General features: G+C 71.4%; 17 protein-coding genes. 9 read left to right on the forward strand and 8 right to left on the reverse strand.

From position 1 onward, the window contains the following. The first annotated feature begins 41 nt into the window (after positions 1–41). Positions 42–1,679 carry a chaperonin GroEL gene (groL, locus tag E3U25_RS13895; protein ID WP_036761420.1) on the forward strand — a complete coding sequence of 546 codons (1,638 nt, stop codon included), beginning with the start codon at positions 42–44 and terminating at the stop codon, positions 1,677–1,679. A 353-nt stretch (positions 1,680–2,032) separates the two neighbouring features. Here groL and E3U25_RS13900 read toward each other — a convergent pair whose 3' ends face one another. Both E3U25_RS13900 and E3U25_RS13905 read right to left on the reverse strand, forming a co-directional pair. Beyond that, positions 2,033–3,559 carry a malonate--CoA ligase gene (locus E3U25_RS13900; RefSeq protein ID WP_116222799.1) on the reverse strand — a complete coding sequence of 509 codons (1,527 nt, stop codon included), beginning with the start codon at positions 3,557–3,559 and terminating at the stop codon, positions 2,033–2,035. Positions 3,560–3,575: 16 nt separating this feature from the next. Beyond that, positions 3,576–4,946, reverse strand: a complete 1,371-nt coding sequence (locus tag E3U25_RS13905) for a malonyl-CoA decarboxylase (RefSeq protein ID WP_116222866.1) — start codon at positions 4,944–4,946, stop codon at positions 3,576–3,578. 287 nt (positions 4,947–5,233) lie between these two features. On the opposite strand from E3U25_RS13905, the gene E3U25_RS13910 reads away from it, so the two are divergent. Beyond that, the gene (locus tag E3U25_RS13910) at positions 5,234–5,878 is read left to right on the forward strand and encodes a hypothetical protein (protein ID WP_116222800.1); all 645 of its coding nucleotides are present in this window, start codon (positions 5,234–5,236) and stop codon (positions 5,876–5,878) included. Between the two features lie 77 nt (positions 5,879–5,955). On the opposite strand, the gene E3U25_RS13915 is transcribed toward E3U25_RS13910, so the two are convergent. The 5 genes from E3U25_RS13915 to E3U25_RS13935 form a co-directional block, all read right to left on the reverse strand. Beyond that, positions 5,956–6,693 (reverse strand): calcium-binding protein, encoded by a 738-nt coding sequence (locus E3U25_RS13915; RefSeq protein ID WP_116222801.1) that lies wholly within the window; start codon positions 6,691–6,693, stop codon positions 5,956–5,958. A 111-nt stretch (positions 6,694–6,804) separates the two neighbouring features. Continuing rightward, on the reverse strand, positions 6,805–7,977 hold the full coding sequence (locus E3U25_RS13920) for a glycerate kinase family protein (protein WP_116171335.1): 1,173 nt from the start codon (positions 7,975–7,977) through the stop codon (positions 6,805–6,807). A gap of 137 nt (positions 7,978–8,114) precedes the next feature. Beyond that, positions 8,115–9,734: an SLC13 family permease gene (locus tag E3U25_RS13925; protein ID WP_181180962.1), complete on the reverse strand. Its 1,620-nt coding sequence runs from the start codon at positions 9,732–9,734 to the stop codon at positions 8,115–8,117. Between the two features lie 44 nt (positions 9,735–9,778). Then, positions 9,779–10,486: a hypothetical protein gene (locus E3U25_RS13930; RefSeq protein WP_116222802.1), complete on the reverse strand. Its 708-nt coding sequence runs from the start codon at positions 10,484–10,486 to the stop codon at positions 9,779–9,781. Positions 10,487–10,531: 45 nt separating this feature from the next. After that, positions 10,532–11,023, reverse strand: coding sequence for an RNA polymerase sigma factor (locus E3U25_RS13935; RefSeq protein WP_072464314.1), 492 nt, complete (start codon positions 11,021–11,023; stop codon positions 10,532–10,534). A 94-nt stretch (positions 11,024–11,117) separates the two neighbouring features. Here E3U25_RS13935 and E3U25_RS13940 point away from each other — a divergent pair, with 94 nt between their 5' ends. Then, positions 11,118–12,410: a S8 family serine peptidase gene (locus E3U25_RS13940; RefSeq protein ID WP_116222803.1), complete on the forward strand. Its 1,293-nt coding sequence runs from the start codon at positions 11,118–11,120 to the stop codon at positions 12,408–12,410. Positions 12,411–12,562: 152 nt separating this feature from the next. Beyond that, positions 12,563–14,053: a CYTH and CHAD domain-containing protein gene (locus tag E3U25_RS13945; protein WP_116222804.1), complete on the forward strand. Its 1,491-nt coding sequence runs from the start codon at positions 12,563–12,565 to the stop codon at positions 14,051–14,053. Positions 14,054–14,059: 6 nt separating this feature from the next. Here the strand turns inward: E3U25_RS13945 and ald are convergent, their stop codons facing one another. Continuing rightward, positions 14,060–15,178 (reverse strand): alanine dehydrogenase, encoded by a 1,119-nt coding sequence (gene ald, locus E3U25_RS13950; protein ID WP_072464316.1) that lies wholly within the window; start codon positions 15,176–15,178, stop codon positions 14,060–14,062. Between the two features lie 442 nt (positions 15,179–15,620). Here ald and E3U25_RS13955 point away from each other — a divergent pair, with 442 nt between their 5' ends. From E3U25_RS13955 to E3U25_RS13975, 5 genes are read left to right on the forward strand one after another with little or no spacing between them, the layout of a single operon-like run. Then, entirely contained in the window at positions 15,621–16,499 is an 879-nt protein-coding gene (locus E3U25_RS13955; protein WP_116222867.1) for an MBL fold metallo-hydrolase, read from the forward strand. Positions 16,500–16,514: 15 nt separating this feature from the next. Then, positions 16,515–16,838: a YgaP family membrane protein gene (locus E3U25_RS13960; protein ID WP_116222805.1), complete on the forward strand. Its 324-nt coding sequence runs from the start codon at positions 16,515–16,517 to the stop codon at positions 16,836–16,838. Further along, complete coding sequence (locus E3U25_RS13965; RefSeq protein WP_036761444.1) at positions 16,835–17,254, forward strand: YeeE/YedE family protein; 420 nt, start codon at positions 16,835–16,837, stop codon at positions 17,252–17,254. Before E3U25_RS13960 ends, E3U25_RS13965 begins: the two co-directional genes overlap by 4 nt. A 1-nt stretch (position 17,255) precedes the next feature. Next, on the forward strand, positions 17,256–17,681 hold the full coding sequence (locus E3U25_RS13970; RefSeq protein ID WP_072464113.1) for a DUF6691 family protein: 426 nt from the start codon (positions 17,256–17,258) through the stop codon (positions 17,679–17,681). Further along, on the forward strand, positions 17,672–19,459 hold the full coding sequence (locus tag E3U25_RS13975) for a SulP family inorganic anion transporter (RefSeq protein WP_116222806.1): 1,788 nt from the start codon (positions 17,672–17,674) through the stop codon (positions 19,457–19,459). The genes E3U25_RS13970 and E3U25_RS13975 overlap by 10 nt, the downstream gene beginning before the upstream one ends. Positions 19,460–19,525: the final 66 nt, after the last annotated feature.

Here is a 19,525-nt window from a genome sequence, read left to right on the forward strand (position 1 = left end):
GGATCCAACCCAAGAATGCTGCTCAGGAAGGAGTGAGCCAGATGGCTGCGAAAGAAGTTAAGTTCAACAGCGACGCGCGTGACCGGATGCTGAAGGGCGTGAACATCCTTGCGGATGCGGTCAAGGTGACGCTGGGCCCGAAGGGGCGCAACGTGGTGATCGACAAGTCCTTCGGCGCGCCGCGCATCACCAAGGACGGCGTTTCGGTCGCCAAGGAGATCGAGCTTTCCGACAAGTTCGAGAACATGGGCGCGCAGATGGTGCGCGAAGTGGCCTCGCGCACCAATGACGAGGCCGGCGACGGCACCACCACCGCCACCGTTCTGGCCCAGGCCATCGTGCGCGAGGGCCTCAAGGCCGTGGCCGCCGGCATGAACCCGATGGACCTCAAGCGCGGCATCGACATGGCCACCGCCAAGGTCGTGGAAGCCATCAAATCCGCCGCCCGCCCGGTCAACGACAGCTCGGAAGTGGCGCAGGTCGGCACCATCTCGGCCAATGGCGAGGCCTTCATCGGCCAGCAGATCGCCGAGGCGATGCAGCGCGTCGGCAACGAGGGCGTGATCACCGTCGAAGAGAACAAGGGCATGGAGACCGAGGTCGAGGTCGTCGAGGGGATGCAGTTCGACCGCGGCTATCTCTCGCCCTATTTCGTCACCAACGCCGACAAGATGATCGCCGAGCTGGAGGATGCCTATATCCTGCTGCACGAGAAGAAGCTGTCGTCGCTGCAGCCGATGGTGCCGCTGCTCGAGGCCGTGATCCAGTCGCAAAAGCCGCTCCTGATCGTGGCCGAGGACGTCGAGGGCGAGGCCCTGGCGACGCTGGTCGTGAACAAGCTGCGCGGCGGGCTCAAGATCGCCGCGGTGAAGGCGCCGGGCTTCGGCGACCGCCGCAAGGCCATGCTGCAGGACATCGCCATCCTGACCGGCGGCCAGGTGATCTCGGAAGACCTGGGCATGAAGCTGGAGAATGTCACCATCGACATGCTGGGCCGGGCCAAGAAGATCTCGATCAACAAGGACAACACCACCATCGTCGACGGCGCCGGCGAGAAGGCCGAGATCGAGGCGCGCGTCGCCCAGATCCGCCAGCAGATCGAGGAGACCACCTCGGACTACGACCGCGAGAAGCTGCAGGAGCGCGTGGCCAAGCTGGCCGGCGGCGTGGCGGTGATCCGCGTCGGCGGCATGACCGAGATCGAGGTCAAGGAGCGCAAGGACCGCGTGGACGACGCGCTGAACGCGACCCGCGCCGCGGTGCAGGAAGGCATCGTGGTCGGCGGCGGCGTGGCGCTGGTGCAGGGGGCCAAGGCGCTGGAAGGGCTGGCCGGTGCGAACTCGGACCAGGAAGCCGGCATCGCCATCATCCGCCGTGCGCTGGAGGCGCCGATGCGCCAGATCGCCGAGAACGCCGGCGTGGACGGCGCGGTGGTTGCCGGCAAGGTGCGCGAATCCTCGGACAAGGCCTTCGGCTTCAACGCGCAGACCGAGGAATATGGCGACATGTTCAAGTTCGGCGTGATCGACCCGGCCAAGGTGGTGCGCACCGCGCTGGAGGATGCGGCCTCGGTCGCCGGCCTGCTGATCACCACCGAGGCGATGATCGCCGAGAAGCCCGAGCCCAAGGCCCCCGCCGGCGGCATGCCCGACATGGGCGGCATGGGCGGCATGATGTAAGCTGCCCGAAGCGGCGAAAGACCGGGCCGCCCCGCAGGGGGCGGCCTTTTTCGCGGGCGGACCGCGCCAGAACAAGGGCCTTGCCGCGCACCGGGGCCGCTCTGGGCCGCACCGGGCCGCACCGGGCCGCACCGGGGCCGCACCGGGCCGGGCTGGGGCCGCACCGGGCCGGGCTGGGGCCGGGGTGGGGCCGGGAACCTGTCGGGAAAGGACGGGCCGGCCCAGGGCCCATGCAAGGCCATGCGCTTTTCCTGGCAGAGGCCACAGCCCTCCCCCGGTCCTTTACCCGAAGATTTTCATGCCCGGGAAGACGGAGACGGCCTGGCGACCGCAGGCCGCGCCCTGTCAGGCCTTCAGCACCCTTCCGGCTGGTCGTAGAGCCCGGCGAAGCGCTGGCGCAGCAGGTTCTTTTGCACCTTGCCCATGGTGTTGCGCGGCAGTTCCTCGACGAAGAGCACGCGCTTGGGCTGCTTGAACCTGGCCAGCCGCCCTGCCAGCGCCGCCAGCACCCCCGCCTCGGCCAGCGCCGGACTGCCGGTCGGGACCACGACCGCCGTAACCCCCTCGCCGAAATCGCCATGCGGAAGGCCGATCACGGCAGATTCGACCACGCCGGGCAGCGCGTCGATCTCGGCCTCGACCTCCTTGGGATAGACATTGTAGCCGCCGGTGATGATCAAATCCTTGCCGCGGCCGACGATGTGCAGATAGCCGCGCTCGTCGAATTTCCCCAGGTCGCCGGTGATGAAGAAGCCGTTCTCGCGCAGCTCGGCGGCGGTCTTTTCCGGCAAGCGCCAATAGCCCTTGAACACGTTCGGGCCGCGCACCTCGATCATGCCGATCTCGCCCCGCGGCAGTTCCACGCCGGTTTCCGGGTCGGTGACGATGATCTCGGTGCCGGGCAGCGGCAGGCCGACGGTGCCGGCGATGCGCGCGCCGTCATAGGGGTTCGAGGCGTTCATGTTCGTCTCGGTCATGCCGTAGCGTTCCAGGATGGCATGGCCGGTGCGGACCTGCCATTCGCGATGCGTCTCGGCCAGGAGCGGCGCCGAGCCCGAGACGAACAGCCGCATTTTCGCGGTGGCCGCGGCATCCAGCGCCGGTTCCTGCAGCAGCCGGACGTAGAAGGTCGGCACGCCCATCAGCACGCTCGCCCGCGCCATCGCCTCGAAGATCCGGTCGACGTCGAATTTCGGCAGGAAGATCATCGAGGCGCCCGAGAACAGCGCCACGTTGGTGGCGACGAACAGGCCGTGGGTGTGAAAGATCGGCAGGGCGTGGATCAGCACGTCCTGGGCGGCAAAGCGCCAGGCATCGCACAGCACCAGGGCGTTCGAGACCAGGTTGCCATGCGTCAGCATCGCGCCCTTCGACCGGCCGGTGGTGCCCGAGGTGTAAAGCAGCGCGGCCAGGTCGTCGCTGTCGCGGGCCACGGTGGCGAAAGCCTCGGGGGCGGCATCGGCGGCGTCGGTCAGGCTGCCCCGCCCCTCGGCGTCCAGCGTGACCATGCGGGCGCCGGCGGCTTCCGCGGGCTCGCGCAGCGCCTCCTGCCGGGCGGGATCGCAGACGAAGACCCTGGGCTCGGCATCGCCCAGGAAATAGCCGATCTCGGCGGGGGTGTAGCCGGTGTTCAGCGGCAGGAACACCGCCCCCGCCCGCAAGGTAGCGAGATAGAGGATGATCGCCTGCACCGATTTCTCGACCTGTGCCGCCACCCGGTCGCCGGGCTGGACGCCAAGCCCCGCCAGCGCATTGGCCATGCGGCCGCTGCGGGCGATCAGGTCGCCGTAGCGGATGCGCTCGCCCGCCGGCGTCTCGATGGCCACGGCCTCGGGGTCGCGGATGCGGGTGGCGAGAAGGTCGAACAGGTTGTCGCTCATGAATGGTCCCCGTGGTTCATGCGTTGGAAATCGGCTGCGCGCGCGTCACGCTGTCCGAGGCGGCGATGGCGCTGCCTTCGGCGAAGGCTTCGTGGTTCGCCTCGATCTGGTCGAGGTCGTAGAGGTAGTTCACCATCAGCCCATGCGCCTGCTTGAGCCCGTTGGCCGAGACGTCACCCAGGAAGTTCAGCCGCTCCAACCGGGCGCCGTTGCCCAGGTGGAAGCGCGCCACCGGATCGACGACGCGGCCCTTGCCGTCGCGGGCGCGCAGGAAATAGGTGGCGGCGGCGGCCAACAGAGGCGCGCGCAGGCTTTCGGCCGCGGCCCGGTCCCGGTGCCAGTCGGGATCGTCCAGCAGGGCGAAGGCCAGGCGCTGGTCGGCACCGATCAGTTCGGACATCTCGTCCTGGCGCTGCCGGGCCAGCCAGGCGGCAAAGCCGGGCACCGGCGACAGCGTGACGAAGCTGCGGATGTTCGGCAGTTCCGCCTTGAGTTCCTCGACCACCTGCTTGATCAGGAAATTGCCGAAGGACACCCCGGCCAAGCCCCGCTGCGTGTTCGAGATGGAGTAGAACACCGCGGTGCTGGCGCGCTCCGCCTCGATCGGCTGGCGGTCGAGGTCGAGAAGGCCCGCGACATTGTCCGGGATCTCCTCGGTCAGCGCCACCTCGACGAAGATCAGCGGCTCGTCCACCAGCTGCGGGTGAAAGAAGCCGTAGCAGCGCCGGTCGGTCGGCTGCAGGCGGTTGCGCAGGTCGTCCCAGTTCTGGATGGCATGCACCGCCTCGTAGCGGATGATCTTTTCCAGGATGCTGGCGGGCGTGTTCCAGTCGATATGGCGCAGCACGAGAAACCCCCTGTTGAACCAGGAGGCGAAGAGATGCGCAAAATCCAGGTCCACCCGGCGCAGTGCGGGATTATCCTCCAGATGGGCCAGCAGCTCCTCGCGCATCCGCACCAGCGCCGCCGTGCCGCCGGGGGCAAGGTTCAGGCGACGCAGCAGCTCCTGCCGGCGCGGCTCGGTCGCCTCGTGCAGCGCCTCGATGGCCAGCGTGTCCTCGGGGTCGCGCTGCACCGCCTCCAGCGCGGCGCGGACCACCGCCGGGTCGGGGCCGAAACGCTCGGCGAGGTCGTGCAGGAAGGCCAGCCGCGTCGCCTCGTCGGCATCCTCGAAGGCGGCGAGCAGGTCTTGGGCGATGGCCACGCCCGAGGCTTCGCCCCGCCGCGACAGCAGCGCCTCGCCCAGTTCGCACAGGTCGGGCGACTCGGTGGCGGCGCCGGCACCGCGCCGTCCCAGCAGGCGGCGGCCGCGGTTCGTCAGCACCTCGAACAGCTCGCCCAGAAAGGCCGGGCGGCTGGGGCGCGGGGTTTCGACGGTCCTGGTCATTTCGGCCTCCGAAGGGGTTGGCATGCCGGGATCGCCCCGGCAGCACGAAGATCGACCATGGCGCAGCCGGGCGACCGCCGGTGCGCCATGGTCCGGCAGTTTGCGGAAAAACGCCGGCCGGTCCACCCCAGAGGCATCGGCCGCCTTCCAGACGCGCGGCCGCATCCCCGCGCCGGCGACAAGCGACGCCGGCCTTTCGCGGCATGGGCCGCAAAACCCTCTGGCGCATCGCGGCGAAGCGGTGGGATAAACGGGCCGGGGATCGCGGCCGAGCCAGGGAGTTTCCGATGCGCTATTTCGACTTCAGCACCTGGCAGGGGATCCTGACCACGCTGCTGGGCCTTGCGCTGTTCACGCTGATCGGCGTCGGCATCCGGGTGCTGATGCTGCTGACCATCCAGCAGCGCCAGCAGCGGATGAACCGGCAGATCAACGAGCGGCTGCGCACGCTGATCGCCGCCTACAAGGTGCTGGGCGGTTCCTTCACCGGCGAGTTGCTGGTCGATCCGACGCATTTGCGCGACCTGCGGCAGCGCGCGCAAGAGGCGGGCGGCGATGAGGCCGGCGGCTCGGATCGCGCCCGGCGCATCCGCGACGCGGTCGAGGCGGCGCTTTCCGACATCATCCTGCTGGGGACCGAGGAACAGGTGCGCCTGGCCAGCCATGCCGCCGCCGAGATGGCCGCCGGCCGGACGATCCACACCGCCGAGCTGGTCGTCTCGCTGCGCGATTTCATCCGCAAGGCGCTGGACCTTGCGCCGGTGCCGTCCGATGCGGTGATCCCGCTGCAAGGTCCGGCCCGCCAGCTTGGCGGCTCGTCCAAGGGCGGGCGCGGCGAAGGCGGCAAGGGCGGCGGTGGCGGCATGGGCGGGGGCATGGGCACCGGCATGGGCCTTGGGCCGGGGCGTCCTGCCGACGATGCCGGGCCCTGATCCGGGGCCGCGGGGCGCATAGCATCGCAGCGGCGCGGACCTGCCCGCGCCGCCGTCGCCTGCCGTGGATAAGCCGCCTACCAGCTGAAATCGTCGCCGCCCAACTGGCCCAGCCGCATGTCCTCGATCACCAGCCGGTCGTTGCCGGCGCGGATCACGACGTCGTTGCCGACCTGGCTCGCCGCGGCGCGGATGTCGCCGAAACCGTCGAACCGGGCGTAATGCGACAGGTTGATGCGGTCGTCGTCGCTGTCGAAATCGGTGATCCGGTCGCGGCCGCCGTTCCAGACGAAGACATCCGCGCCCTCGCCACCGGTCATGGTGTCGTTGCCGGCACCGCCGTTCAGCGTGTCGTTGCCCTCGTGCCCGACCAGCCGGTCGTTGCCGGCCTCGCCGAACAGGCGGTCGTCGCCCTCGCCGCCCATCAGCGTGTCGGCGCCGGCACCCGCGCGGACGACGTCGTTGCCGTCGCCGGCGGCGATATGGTCGCGGCCGTTGCCGGTAAAGGCCTGGTCGTTGCCCTCGCCCAGGGTGATGCGGTTGTTGCCGTTGCCGGCGCGCACCACGTCATTGCCGCTGCCCGCGTCGATGGTGTCGTTGCCGGCACCGGCCAGGATCACGTCGTTGCCCTCGCCGCCCCAGACCCGGTTATGGCCCTGTCCGGCATCCAGGCGGTCGTTGCCGGCGCCGCCATAGATGCTGTCGTTGCCCTGGTAGCCGAAGATGCTGTCGTCCCCGGACATGCCCCAGATCTGGTCGGCGACACTGGTGCCGAACAGGCGGTTGTCGTCGTCGTTGCCACGTATCTTTGCCATGGTCGTTCTCCGTCACTTGCGTTGGACCGGCAGGATCGGAGCGGCCTTGGGCGGCCGTTCCCCGCGCGTCCCGGTTGCCGGTTCGACCGGGGGCGCAAGTCGCGATGTTCATCAGGCGTCGCGGGCGCGCCAGGCCAGGCGCTGGCCCACCAGCAGCATGCGCATGGTGTTCTCGGCCGCCGCGCGCAGCAGCTTGCCGCCCTCGTCGATCGCCTTGCCCAGCGAACAGGGCCGCCGCATGATCGAGGCATAGGCGGCGATCCCGTGTTCATAGGTCTGGCGCGCGCCCTTGCCGATGGTGCCGGCCAGCGCCACGGTCGGCACGCCAAGCGCCTCGGCGCGGCGCGCGACCTCGCAGGGCACCTTGCCATAGGGGCTCTGCCCGTCCAGCGCGCCCTCGGCGGTGATGACCAGGTCGGCGCGGGCCAGCAGCCGGTCGAAATCCAGGTAGTCCAGCATGATGTCGAAGCGCGGATGCAGCGTCGCGCCGGCAAGGCCGGCAAGCCCCGCCCCCAGCCCGCCCGAGGCGCCCGCGCCCGCCATCCCCGCCACGTCGCGCCCGGTCGCCGCCAGGATCGCGGCGGCGTGGCGGGTCATGCCGCGGTCCAGCGCCTCGACCTGCTCGGGCGTGGCGCCCTTTTGCGGGCCGAAGACGCGGGCGACGCCGCGCGGGCCCAGCAGCATGTTGTGCCAGTTCACCGCCGCGTCGATCCGCACCCCCGCCAGCCGGGGATCGAGCCCGGCGATGTCGATCCGTTCCAGATGCTCCAGCGCGCCGCCGCCTTCGGGCAGCTCGCGCCCCTGGGCGTCCAGGAAGCGCGCGCCAAGCGCCCGCGCCATGCCGGCGCCGCCGTCGTTGATGCCGCTGTCGCCGCAGCCCACAAGGATGCGGGTGGCGCCCTGGTCCAGCGCCTCGAGGATCAGTTCCCCGACGCCGCGGCTGGTGGTCAGCGTCGGGTCGCGCCGGTCGCGGGGCACCAGCGACAGGCCGGCGGCCGCCGCCATCTCGATCACCGCGCTGCGCGGGCCGTCGCCGCCCATCATGCCCCAGAAACTGGCCACGGGCTGGCCCAGGGGGCCGGTGACGGTGGTGGCGACCATGCGGCCGCCGGTGGCGGCGACCAGCGCCTCGGTCGTGCCTTCGCCGCCATCGACCATGGGGGCGGTCAGGATGGTCGCATGCGGGGCGGCGCGGCGGATGCCGCGGGCGATGGCCTCGGCCACCTGATTGACGGAAAGCGATTCCTTGAACCCCGAGGGTGCGATCAGAACGGTCAGGGACATATCCGGCATCCTTTTTTCTGTTGTCTGGCAGGATTACGGCCCGGACCCGTGGATTATTCCGGCGCGATGCGAAAAATTTGTGGCAGGAAGCGAAAAGAGCGGCCGGAGCCGCCCTTTCCCATTGATCCGAAACGATCTTATCGGATGGTGATGCGCAGGCCCACCGGGCGCAGGGCGCGGTTCACCTCGTGCTGCAGCCGCTGCAACTCGCCCATGGCGCGGGGATGGTGCGGCTCGGCCGGAAGTCGCGCAGGCCGGGGCACGGGCCGGGTGGCGGAAATGGTCGGGGCCGGAGCCGACACCGAGGCCGGGGCTTCCTGCGCCCCGCCGCGCATCCGCTCCAGCTGCGCGGGCCAGACCAGCAGGGCGAAGCCGACCAGCAGCGCGGTCACGGCCGGCGCCAGCGGCAGCGCCAGCCGCATCAGGTCGCGCTGCGCGAAGCCCGCGCCCTCGGCATGGCCGAAGATCGCCACCGGCTTGGCCGAGGCCATCATGCTTTGGCAAAAGCCGGTGCCCATGACCGCGACCAGGATCATCAGCGCCGGATCGTGGCCCCAGCCCGCCATCGGCAGCGCCAGCGCCGGGATCAGCACCGCCGCGCGGGCCGAGCGCGAGGTGATCGCCAGATGCGCCGCCACCGATGCCGCGGCCAGCAGCGCCACCACGGCGGCGCGATTCCCGGTCAGCACGGGCGGCAGCGCGGCCAGCGCATGGCCGGCCAGCCAGCGGTCCGTCCCCGTCGCCGTCATCGCCTGGGCGATCAGCACGGTCGCGGCCATGTAGAGCAGCAGCTCGACATCGACGGCGCGGAAGATCTCCTTGGGCTTGCGGGTGGCAAAGGGCGGGGTCAGCAGCACCAGCGCCCCGGCCAGCGCCGCCAGCGCCATGCCGATGCCGTGCAGCGGCGCGGTCAGCCACAGCCCGACCACCGCCGCCAGCACCAGGGCGATGCGCGCCTGGCGGCGGCGGGTCGCGGGGTCCGGCCGCGGCGTCTCGATCCGGGGCAGCGGCGCCATCAGCAAGGCGCGCGGCACGAACAGCAGCAGGATCAGCGCGGCCCCGGCCAGGCTGGCGGCCAGCGAAAACGGCAGGCCCAGCATGGCCCAGTCCAGATAGCCCAGCTGCAAGCCGGTGGCGCTGCGGATGCTGGCGGCGGCCAGCAGATGCGCGCCCGCCCCGATCAGCGAGGCGCCGGCGGACAGCAGGATCACCGTCGGAAACAGCAGCGCCAGCGGCTTTCGCAGCGCCGGATCGGGCAGAGCGCCGGCGATCGCCGCAAAGACCGGCAGCAGCAGCGCCGCCCGCCCCGAGGTCGAGGGCAGCACGAAGGCCGTCGCCGCCACCAGCAGCGCCAGCAGCAGGGCGAAGGGCGCGAAACGCAGCCCCCGGCGCATCAGCGGCGCGACCAGCCGCTGGGTCAGCCCGGCATCCCTGGCCACGGCGGCGATGACGAAGGCCGAAAGCAGCAGCCAGATCAGCTCGCTGCCGAGCGCGGCGAAAAGCTGCGCCTCGCTCAGCACGCCGCCCAGCACCAGTGCCAGCACGGCGGCCAGCGCCACCAGCGATTCCGGCAGGCGCGTGCCGACCCAGCCCAGCACCGCCAGCGCCGAGACGGCCAGCGTCATCCGCCCCCGCGGCTCCAGCGTGGCGGGCAAGCCCCAGGCGGCGGCGATGATGGCCAGGGCCAGCAGCGCGGCGATCAACCGGCGCGGCCGGGGAAGCGGCAGGGTCGGGGCAAGAAGGGTCCGGGCGGTCATGGCGTTCTCCTATCTGTCCACAGGATTACGCGGCGGGCTCCGAACTATTCCCCCGGCAGGGCGCGCAGGGCCAGCGCCTCGTCCTCGGGGGTCAGCGGCTCGCCCGCGCCCAGGGCGGCAAGCGCCGCCTCGATGCTCTCGGGGCCCGAGGCCGGGCGGTAGTCCGCGCCGTCCGCCTGGGCCTGGGCGGCGAAGCGCGCCTGCCAGCCATCCGCGTCGCGGCAGGCCAGCACGGTGCGCAGCGCGCGCGCGCGGGCGGTTTCATATTCGCGGCACAACTGCCCCCCGGCCAGCTGGAACGAGGCGATCATGCTGATCTCGGTGCCGTCCGCCAGCACCCGCACCTCGCCCGAGGGCAATTCGTCCAGCGCCGCCAGCTCGGCGCCCGGCAGCCCATCGGCGCCCCGCCCCGACCATTCCCACCAGCCAAGGCCAAGCGCGGCCAGCGCGGCCGAGGCCGCCAGCGCAAGCCATGGCCGGCGGTTCAGGTTCGCGGCCGGGGCCTTTGGCGCGGCCTGCGGCGCAGGAGCAGGCGCAGGCGCGGCGGTGGCGGCGCGGATCATGCCGGCCAGCGGGTCTTCGCCGCCGGCGCCGGTGCGCAGGCCGCCCAGCAGGCGCCGCGTCTCGGCAAAGCGGCTCAGCCGGCGCTGCAACTCGGGATCGGCGGCGACGGCCCGGCGCACCGCCTCGGCCCGGTCGGGCTCCAGCTCGCCGTCGGCCAGCGCCATCAGGGTCTCATCGTCGATCTGCATGGGCCTGTCCTCCCGCCGGGTTGCCCGCCGTATACGCGCCGCCCGTCATTCTATTCCCAACTTCCCGGCCAGCGCGAGCCGCGCCCGCGACAGCCGGCTCATCACCGTGCCGACCGGGATCGACAGCACCTCGGCGGTCTCGGCATAGCTCATCTCCTCGACGCAGACGAGATGCAGCACCTCGCGCTGCTCGGGCGGCAGGGTGGCCATCGCCGCCTCGACCGATTGCAGCATCAGATGCGCCTCGAGCGCCGGGGCCGGGTCCACCGGCAGCGCCTCGGGCATCTCGAAGATGTCGACCTGGGTGCCCGCGGTCCTTTGCCGCCGGGTCTGGTCGATCCAGGCATTGCGCATGATGCGAAACAGCCACGGCTCCAGCCGCGCGCGGCGGTCGAATCCGGCGGCATGGGTGATGGCGCGCTCGACGGTGATCTGCACCAGGTCGTCGGCCAGATCGGCGCGGCGCGACAGCGACAGCGCAAATCGCCGCAGGTTCGGCAAAAGGGCGATCAGGGCTTCGCCGAAAGCCGCATCCATGAAGTCCTCCGGGCGGGAAAATTGACCTGGGCGGGGAATAATAGAATGTGTCGGGCGTAGAATGTCCAGAAACCGGCTTCATGGAGGAAGGGAAATGCCGCGCCTGCTGCTGTTCGTGACCGTGCTGGCCGCCATGCTGCTGGCCGACCTGCGCCCCGGCGCCGATTGGACGGCGCCCGCCGCTGCCTGGGCCGACGATGACGACGATGACGACGACGACGATGACGACGACGATGATGATGACGACGACGATGACGATGCGCCCCGCCGCCGGGCGCCGCCGCCGGCCCAGCCGCGGGTCCGCGCCGAGCCCCTGCCCCAGCGCGCCCCGGACGAGGTGATCGCGCGCGGCCTGTCGCCGGCCGATCTGGCGCAGTTGCAGGACATGGGCTTCGAGGTGCTGCACGAAACCCGGCTCAGCGCGGGCGAGCCGATGCACCGGCTGCGCAAGCCCGCCGCCATGCCCCTTGAGCAGGCGCGGGACGTGGTGCGCGCCATGGCCTCGGCCACGGCGGCCGATTTCAACCATTACTACCGGCCGGGCAATGCGCCGGGCTGCCGGGGCGCCGACTGCCCCGCCCGGCAGATGATCGCCTGGCCGGCGCATGGCGCGACCTGCGGCACGCCGCCCCGGATCGGCATGGTGGATACCGGGCTCAACATCCGGCACGAGGCGCTGGAGGATGCGCGGATCAGCCTGCACCGCATCGCCTCGGACGGCGAGGCCGCGGCCTCGGACCAGATGCACGGCACCGCGGTCGCGGCGCTGCTGGTCGGGCGCGCCGACGGCCGCACGCCGGGGCTGGTGCCGGGGGCGCCGCTGGTCGCCGTCGATGCCTTTCACAAGCAGCGCCAGGACGAGCGCGCCGATGCCTTCGCGCTGGTCGAGGCGCTGGACTACCTGACCGCGCAGCAGGTGCGGATCGTGAACCTGTCGCTGGCCGGCCCGGCGAACGACGCCCTGGCCGGGCAGGTCCGGCGCATGGACCGGGACGGGATCGTGCTGGTGGCGGCGGCGGGCAATGGCGGGCCGGCGGCGAAGCCGGCCTATCCGGCCGCCTATCCGCAGGTCATCGCGGTCACGGCGGTGGACCGCCGCGCCCAGGTCTATCGCCGGGCGAACCGGGGCGGGCATATCGACCTGGCGGCGCCGGGGGTGGATGTCTGGACCGCCGCCTCGATCCGCGGGGCGCGGACCAAGACCGGCACCTCCTTCGCGACGCCCTTCGTCACCGCGGCCGCGGCGCTGCTGATGCAGAAGGAACCGGGGCTGACCCCGGCCGAGGTGCGCGCGCGCCTGCAATCCAGCGCGCGGGATCTGGGCAAGGCCGGCCATGACGAGGTCTTCGGCCACGGCCTGGTCAGCCCGCTCGATCCCTGCCTCTGATCCCGGCACGGTGCGGCTGGGGTTGCGGCAGTTTCGGCGTTTCGACGAAAACCGACATGGAGGTGTTTCAGCCGTCGGTTATCCTGCCTCTGCCGCCGCCCGTTCCGGGACGGGCCGGCACGATGTCCGGAAGCGCCCGATGGAAGGTCGAAATGCCGCAACAGAAAACCATGGTCTCCGTGCCGGAGCTGATGCTCGAGATCGCGCCCGAGGCGGCCGAGGCCCTGCGCGCCTCGGATCTGCTGCCGGGGGAGCCAGCCGTCCTGCCGCTCCATGCCACCTATTTCGACACGCCCGACCGGGACCTGGCGGCCGCCGGCTTTACGCTGAGCCTGGCCGAGGGCGAAGGCGAAGGCGAGGACGAAACCGGGCGCATCCAGATCGTCCGGGCCACCGGCAGCACCGCCGATCTGTTCGTGCTGCCCGAATGGCGCCAGCCCGTCGCAGGCGACAGGCCGGTGCTGGACGAGCGCACGCCGCTTTGCGCGCTGCTGGGGCCAAAGGTGGCCGACATCGGCCCGCTGTTCGACCTGCGCCTCCAGCGGCAGCTCTGGTCCCTGTCCTGGCAGGGCGCCGACATCGAGCTGGCGCTGGACCGGGGCGAGGTGACGGCCGCCGACCGCCGTTCGGCGCGCTGCGAGCTTCGGCTGGCACTGCGCGAAGGCGCGCCCACCGCGCTTTACGCGCTGGCCCGCCGGCTGGACGAGATCGCGCCGCTGCGCCTGGGCGTGCTGAGCGAGGCCGATCACGGCTTTCGCCTGCTGGGCCCGGTGCTGCGCATGCACAAGGCCGCGCCGACAGCCCTTCACCGCGACATGGCGGCGGCCGAGGGCTTTCGCCAGATCGGCGCCGCCTGCCTGCGGCAGTTCCGCCTCAACGAGCCGCTGGTCGATCCCGGCAACCCCGAGGCCGTGCATCAGGCGCGGGTGGCGCTGCGCCGGCTGCGCTCGGCCCTGTCCATCTTCAAGCCAATGCTTCAGGACGAGACGGCCGCGCGGCTGAACGGTGAAAGCCGCTGGCTGGCCGGGGTGCTGGGCGAGGCGCGCGACCTGGACGTGCTGCGCCTGCGCTGCCGGCCGGATGCGCTGCGCGCCCGGCTGGAGCCGGCGCGGATGGCGGCCTATGCCCAGGCCCGGACGGCGCTCGGCTCGCGCCGGGCGCGGCTGCTGATGCTCGACCTGGCGGAATATCTTGCCATCGGCCCCTGGACGACGCAGCCCTCGGCCGCCGAGATCCGCGACCTGCCCCTGCGCGAATTCGCCTCGGCCGCGCTCGACCGCCTGCGCCGCAAGGTCAAGAAGGACGGCATCGGCCTTGCCGATGTGGATGACGAGACCCGGCACGAATTGCGCAAGGACGCCAAGAAGCTGCGCTATGCCGCCGAGTTCTTCGCACCGCTTTATGCGGAAAAGCGCCGCAGGCGCCGGGCCGCGCGCTTCCTGGCCGCACTCGAGGCGTTGCAGGACCGCATGGGCGCGCTGAACGACCTGGCGGCGGCCCCGGCGCTGGTCGAGCGGCTGGGCCTGGCCGGCGACCCCGCGGCGGCCGCGCTGCTGGGCACCGACCGCGACAAGCGCGCCCTGGTCGAGGCCGCCGCCGAAGCGCATGAGGCCCTGGTCGATGCCAAGCGCTTCTGGCGCTAGGGTGGCCTAGCCCGCCAGCAGCTGGTCGGGGGTGATCGCCGCCAGCCCCAGCGCTTCGCCCACCGGCGGCGAGGTCAGCTGCCCTTCATGCGTGGCCAGGCCCGCGCGCAGATGCGCATCCTCGGCCAGCGCGCGGCGCCAGCCCTTGTCGGCCAGCGCCAGCAGGAAGGGCAGCGTGGCATTGCCGAGCGCCTGGGTCGAGGTCCGCGCCACCGCCCCCGGCATGTTGGCCACGCAGTAATGGATCACGCCGTCGACCTCGTAGATCGGATCCTGGTGGGTGGTGGGGCGCGAGGTCTCGAAACAGCCGCCCTGGTCGATGGCGACATCGACCAGCACCGCGCCGCGCGGCATGGTTTCAAGCTGCGCCCGCGACACCAGCTTCGGCGCCGCCGCACCCGGCACCAGCACGGCGCCGACCACCATGTCTGCGCGCTGGATCAGCTCGGCGGTCGCGGCCGCGCTGGCGTGCTGGGTGGTCAGCTTGCCCATGAAGAGATCGTCGAGCCAGGACAGCCGCGGCAGCGAACGGTCCATCACCGTCACGTTCGCGCCCATGCCGACCGCGACCCGCGCCGCCGCCGCACCCACCACGCCGCCGCCGATGATCAGCACATTGGCCGGCCTGACCCCCGGCACCCCGCCCAGCAGCACGCCGCGCCCGCCATTGGCCTTTTGCAGCGCCCAGGCGCCGACCTGCGGCGCCAGCCGCCCCGCCACCTCGGACATCGGCGCCAGCAGCGGCAGCCCGCCGCGCGCATCCGTCACCGTCTCATAGGCGATGGCGGTCACGCCCGAAGCCAGCAACTCGCGCGTCTGCGCCGGATCTGGCGCCAGGTGCAGATAGGTGAACAGCACCTGCCCGCGCCGCAGCATGGCGCGCTCGGGCGCCTGCGGCTCCTTGACCTTGACGATCAGCTCGGCCTCGGCAAAGACCGCGGCCGCATCCGGCACGATCCGCGCCCCCGCGGCCAGGTAGTCCTCGTCGGCGAAGCCCGCGCCCAGGCCGGCGCCGGCCTCGACCAGCACCTGGTGGCCGCGCAGGACGGCCTCGGCGGCTGCGGCGGGCGCCAGGCCCACGCGAAATTCCTGCGGCTTGATCTCCCTGGGGCAGCCGATCCTCATTCCCTTCTCCTCCTGCTGGTTTTCGGAACTCCCGGCGCCAGTCTGGCATTGGCTTTCCGCAAGATGCTGCGAAATCAAGCCCCGCCAAGGCGCGCCGGCGCACAAGGACGCCCCGGATTCCCAGAAGAATCGAAGATCCTGCCGCCGTCAAGCGCCAGGGCGCAAGCTTTCCCCCGCTCGCCACCCTTGCATATATTCGCATACTCGAATATCTCATGGATGTAGGACAGTTTGCGCGCAGGAGGAGTATCCGATGAGCCATGCCCCGACCTCGACCTCGACGCCCGGCCAGGGCGCGGCCCCTGATCGTGATACCCGTGATCGTGATACCCGTGATCGTGATACCCGTGATCGTGATTCCGGCCCCGGCCGGGCCGCCGATCCGCATTCCGATCCGCATTCCGATCCTGGCCCCGGTTCTGGCGCAGGCGTGGCCGCGGCCCTGGCGGCTGTGCCGGAGGTGACGGGGTTTTACGAGGCGCGGACCGGCTCGGTGCAATATGTGGTGGCCGATCCGGCGACCGGCCAATGCGCCGTCGTCGACCCGGTGCTGGACTATGACGAGAAATCCGGCGCCACCGCCACCATCGAGGCCGACCGCATCCTCGCCTTCATCGCCGAGCGCGGCTACAGGCTGGAATGGATCCTCGACACCCATCCCCATGCCGACCATTTCTCGGCCGCCGACTACCTCAAGCGCAAGACCGGCGCCCCCACCGCCATCGGCGAGAAGGTGGTCGAGGTGCAGAAACTGTGGAAGGAATTCTACAACTGGCCGGACTTCCCCGCCGACGGCTCGCAATGGGACCGGCTCTTCGCCGAGGGCGAGACCTTCCGCCTCGGCTCGATCCCGGCGCGGGTGCTGTTCTCGCCCGGCCATACCCTGGCCTCGATCTCCTATGTGATCGGCGACGCGGCCTTCGTGCACGACACGCTGTTCATGCCCGACAGCGGCACGGCGCGGGCGGATTTCCCCGGCGGCGACGCGCATGCGCTGTGGCGCTCGATCCAGGAGATCCTGGCCCTGCCCGAGGCGACGCGGGTCTTCACCGGCCACGACTATTGCCAGGGCGGGCGGGCGCCGGCCTGGGAATCGACCGTGGCCGAGCAGAAGGCGCGCAACAGCCACATGGCGCAATACCTGACCGAGGCCGAGTTCGTCGCCGCGCGGCAGGCGCGCGACCGCACCCTGCCGATGCCCAAGCTGATCCTGCATGCGCTGCAGGTCAACACCAATGCCGGCCGGCTGCCCGCGCCGGAGGCGAACGGTCGGCGCTACCTGAAGATCCCGCTTGACCTGCTGCAGGCGCCCTGGGACTGAGGAGGAGGAGGAAGGATGCGGATCAATATCGCAGGCACCGAGCGGGTGCTGCGGCTGGTGCTGGGCCTCGGCCTGGTTCTGCTGGCCTTGCTGGCCGGGCTTTCGCCGGCGTGGAGCTGGGCGGCGGCGGTTGTCGGGCTGGTGCTGCTGGCGACCGCGGCGCTGCGCTTCTGCCCGGTCTGGGCGCTGCTGGGCATCGGCCGCGGGCCGGAAGGCGGCGGTTCCGAAGGCGGCTCTGAAGGCGAAGGCGCGGATCGTCGGGACGGGGACCGCGAGGACGGGGACCGCGAGGACGGGGATCGCGAAAACGGGGATCGTCGGGACGGAGGCGGGGCATGACCGAATTCACCCCTGTGCAATCGCTGCTGGGCGGCGGGTTGATCGGGCTGGCGGCGGTGCTGCTGATGGCGCTGCACGGCCGCATCGCCGGCATGACCGGGATCCTGGCCGGGGCGCTGGCGCCGGGCGGCGGCTGGCGGCTGGCCTTCCTGGCCGGCGCGGTGGCGGCGCCCTTGCTGCTGGTGCGGCTGGGCGGGGTCGAGATCGGCTTCGACAGCCCGGTGCCGCTGGGCTGGACGGCGCTCAGCGGGCTGCTGGTCGGGATCGGGGTCAGCTATGGCGGCGGCTGCACCTCGGGCCACGGGGTCTGCGGGCTGGCGCGGCTGTCGGCGCGGTCGCTGGTGGCGACGCTGAGCTTCATGCTGGCGACCGGGGCGACGGTCTATGCGGTGCGCCATCTTGCGGGAGGGTTCTGAGATGGTCTTGCTGTCGGCCTTGCTGGTCGGGTTGGTCTTTGGCGCGGGGATTGCGGTCTCGGGCATGGCCAACCCTGCGAAGGTTCTGAATTTCTTCGACATTGCCGGGGCCTGGGATCCGTCCCTGGCCTTCGTGATGGGCGGGGCGCTGCTGGTGGCCTATCCGGGCTACCGGCTGGTCTTGCGCCGGCCGGCGCCGGTGCTGGCGCTGCGCTTCCACCTGCCCGAGCGGCGCGACATCGACGCCGGGCTGGTCGGGGGTTCGGCGCTGTTCGGCCTGGGCTGGGGGCTGTCGGGCTTCTGCCCCGGCGGCGCCATCCCCGCCATCGGCCTCATCCGCCCCGAACCCGTCCTCTTCACCGCAACAATGGCCGCCGGAATCGCAATGGTCAAAATCGGGCAGGGGCTTCGCCGCAGATGCATCTGATCCACCGCCTGCCCATGCTGCAATGGGCGCGCGGCTATGGCGGGGCGGTGCTGAGCGCCGACCTGCTGGCCGCGGTGATCGTCACCATCATGCTGATCCCGCAGAGCCTGGCCTATGCCATGCTGGCCAACCTGCCGCCTGAGGTGGGGCTTTACGCCTCGATCCTGCCGCTGGTCGCCTATGCGGTCTTCGGCACCTCGCGGGTGCTGGCGGTCGGGCCGGTGGCGGTGGTCTCGCTGATGACCGCCTCGGCCATCGGGCCGGTGATGCAGGCGGGGCTGGCCGATGCGCTGACCGCCGCCGTCGCGCTGGCGCTGCTTTCGGGCGCGATGCTGGTGGCGGCGGGCATCTTCCGGCTGGGGTTCCTGGCGAATTTCCTCAGCCACCCGGTGATGTCGGGCTTCATCACCGCCTCGGGCATCCTGATCGCGGCCGGGCAGATCCGGCACCTGCTGGGCGTGGGCGGCGGCGGCTCGACCCTGCCCGAGATCCTGCCCGCGCTTTTCGCCGGCCTGCCCCGGACGAATCCCTGGACGCTGGCCATCGGCGCCGGGTCGCTGGCCTTCCTTTACGCGGCGCGGCGCTGGGGCCGGCATGGGCTGGTGCGGGCCGGCCTGCCCGGCTGGCTGGCCGACATGCTGGCCCGCGCGGCGCCGATCCTGGCCATCGCCGCCGCCATCGCCCTGGCCAAGGCGCTGGACCTGGGCGGGCGCGGCGTGGCGCTGGTCGGCGCCATCCCGCAGGGCCTGCCGGGGCTGTCGCTGCCCATCCCGTCGCTTGAATTGCTGGCGGCGCTGGCGCCGGCGGCGCTGCTGATCTCGGTCGTGGGCTTCGTCGAATCGGTCTCGGTCGGGCAGACGCTGGCGGCACGGCGGCGCGAGCGGATCGCCCCGGACCAGGAGCTGATCGGCCTGGGCGCGGCCAATATCGCCGCCGGGCTGGGCGGCGGCTATCCGGTCACGGGCGGCTTTGCACGCTCGGTGGTGAATTACGACGCCGGCGCGCAGACCCCGGCGGCGGGGGTATTCACCGCCATCGGCATCGCGCTGGCGGCGCTGTTCCTGACGCCGCTGCTGGCGGACCTGCCGCAGGCGGTGCTGGCGGCGACCATCATCCTGGCGGTGCTGTCGCTGGTCGATTTCCGCGCCATCCGCCGGGTGCTGGACTATTCGCCGCGCGATTTCCTGGCCATGGCGGCGACCATCCTGGTCACGCTGCTGGTCGGGGTCGAGCCGGGGATCAGCGCCGGGGTGCTGCTGTCGCTGGTCATGCAGCTTTACCGCAGCTCGCGGCCACATTCCGCCGTCGTGGGCCAGGTGCCGGGGACCGAGCATTTCCGCAACGTCGACCGCCACCGCGTGCTGGTCTGGCCCGAGATCCTGTCGCTGCGCGTCGACGAAAGCCTGTATTTCGCCAATTCCCGCTTTCTCGAGGACCGCATCGCCGCGCTGGTCGCCGACCGGCCGCGCCTGCGCCATGTCGTGCTGATGTGCCCTGCCGTCAACGACATCGACGCCAGCGCCCTGGAAAGCCTGGAGGAAATCAACCGCCGCCTGGCCGAGGGCGGGATCAGCCTGAACCTGTCCGAGGTCAAGGGGCCGGTCATGGACCGGCTGCGGCGCAGCGATTTCCTGCGCCACCTGTCCGGCCAGGTGTTCCTGAGCCAGCACGAGGCCATCTGCCAGCTGCGGCGCGACCTGGGGCCGGATGCCAGCCCGGCGCGGGAAACCGGGCTGGCCTGTTACGGCGACGCGGCGCGGCTTTTGCGGGGCGGATAGGGTCCGGCAGGGGCCGGGCCTTGTTTATATACGCGCCTGCGAATATATCTGGGACAGCCCCCGGAA

The organism is Paracoccus versutus (assembly GCF_029909795.1).
Taxonomy (GTDB): domain Bacteria; phylum Pseudomonadota; class Alphaproteobacteria; order Rhodobacterales; family Rhodobacteraceae; genus Paracoccus; species Paracoccus versutus.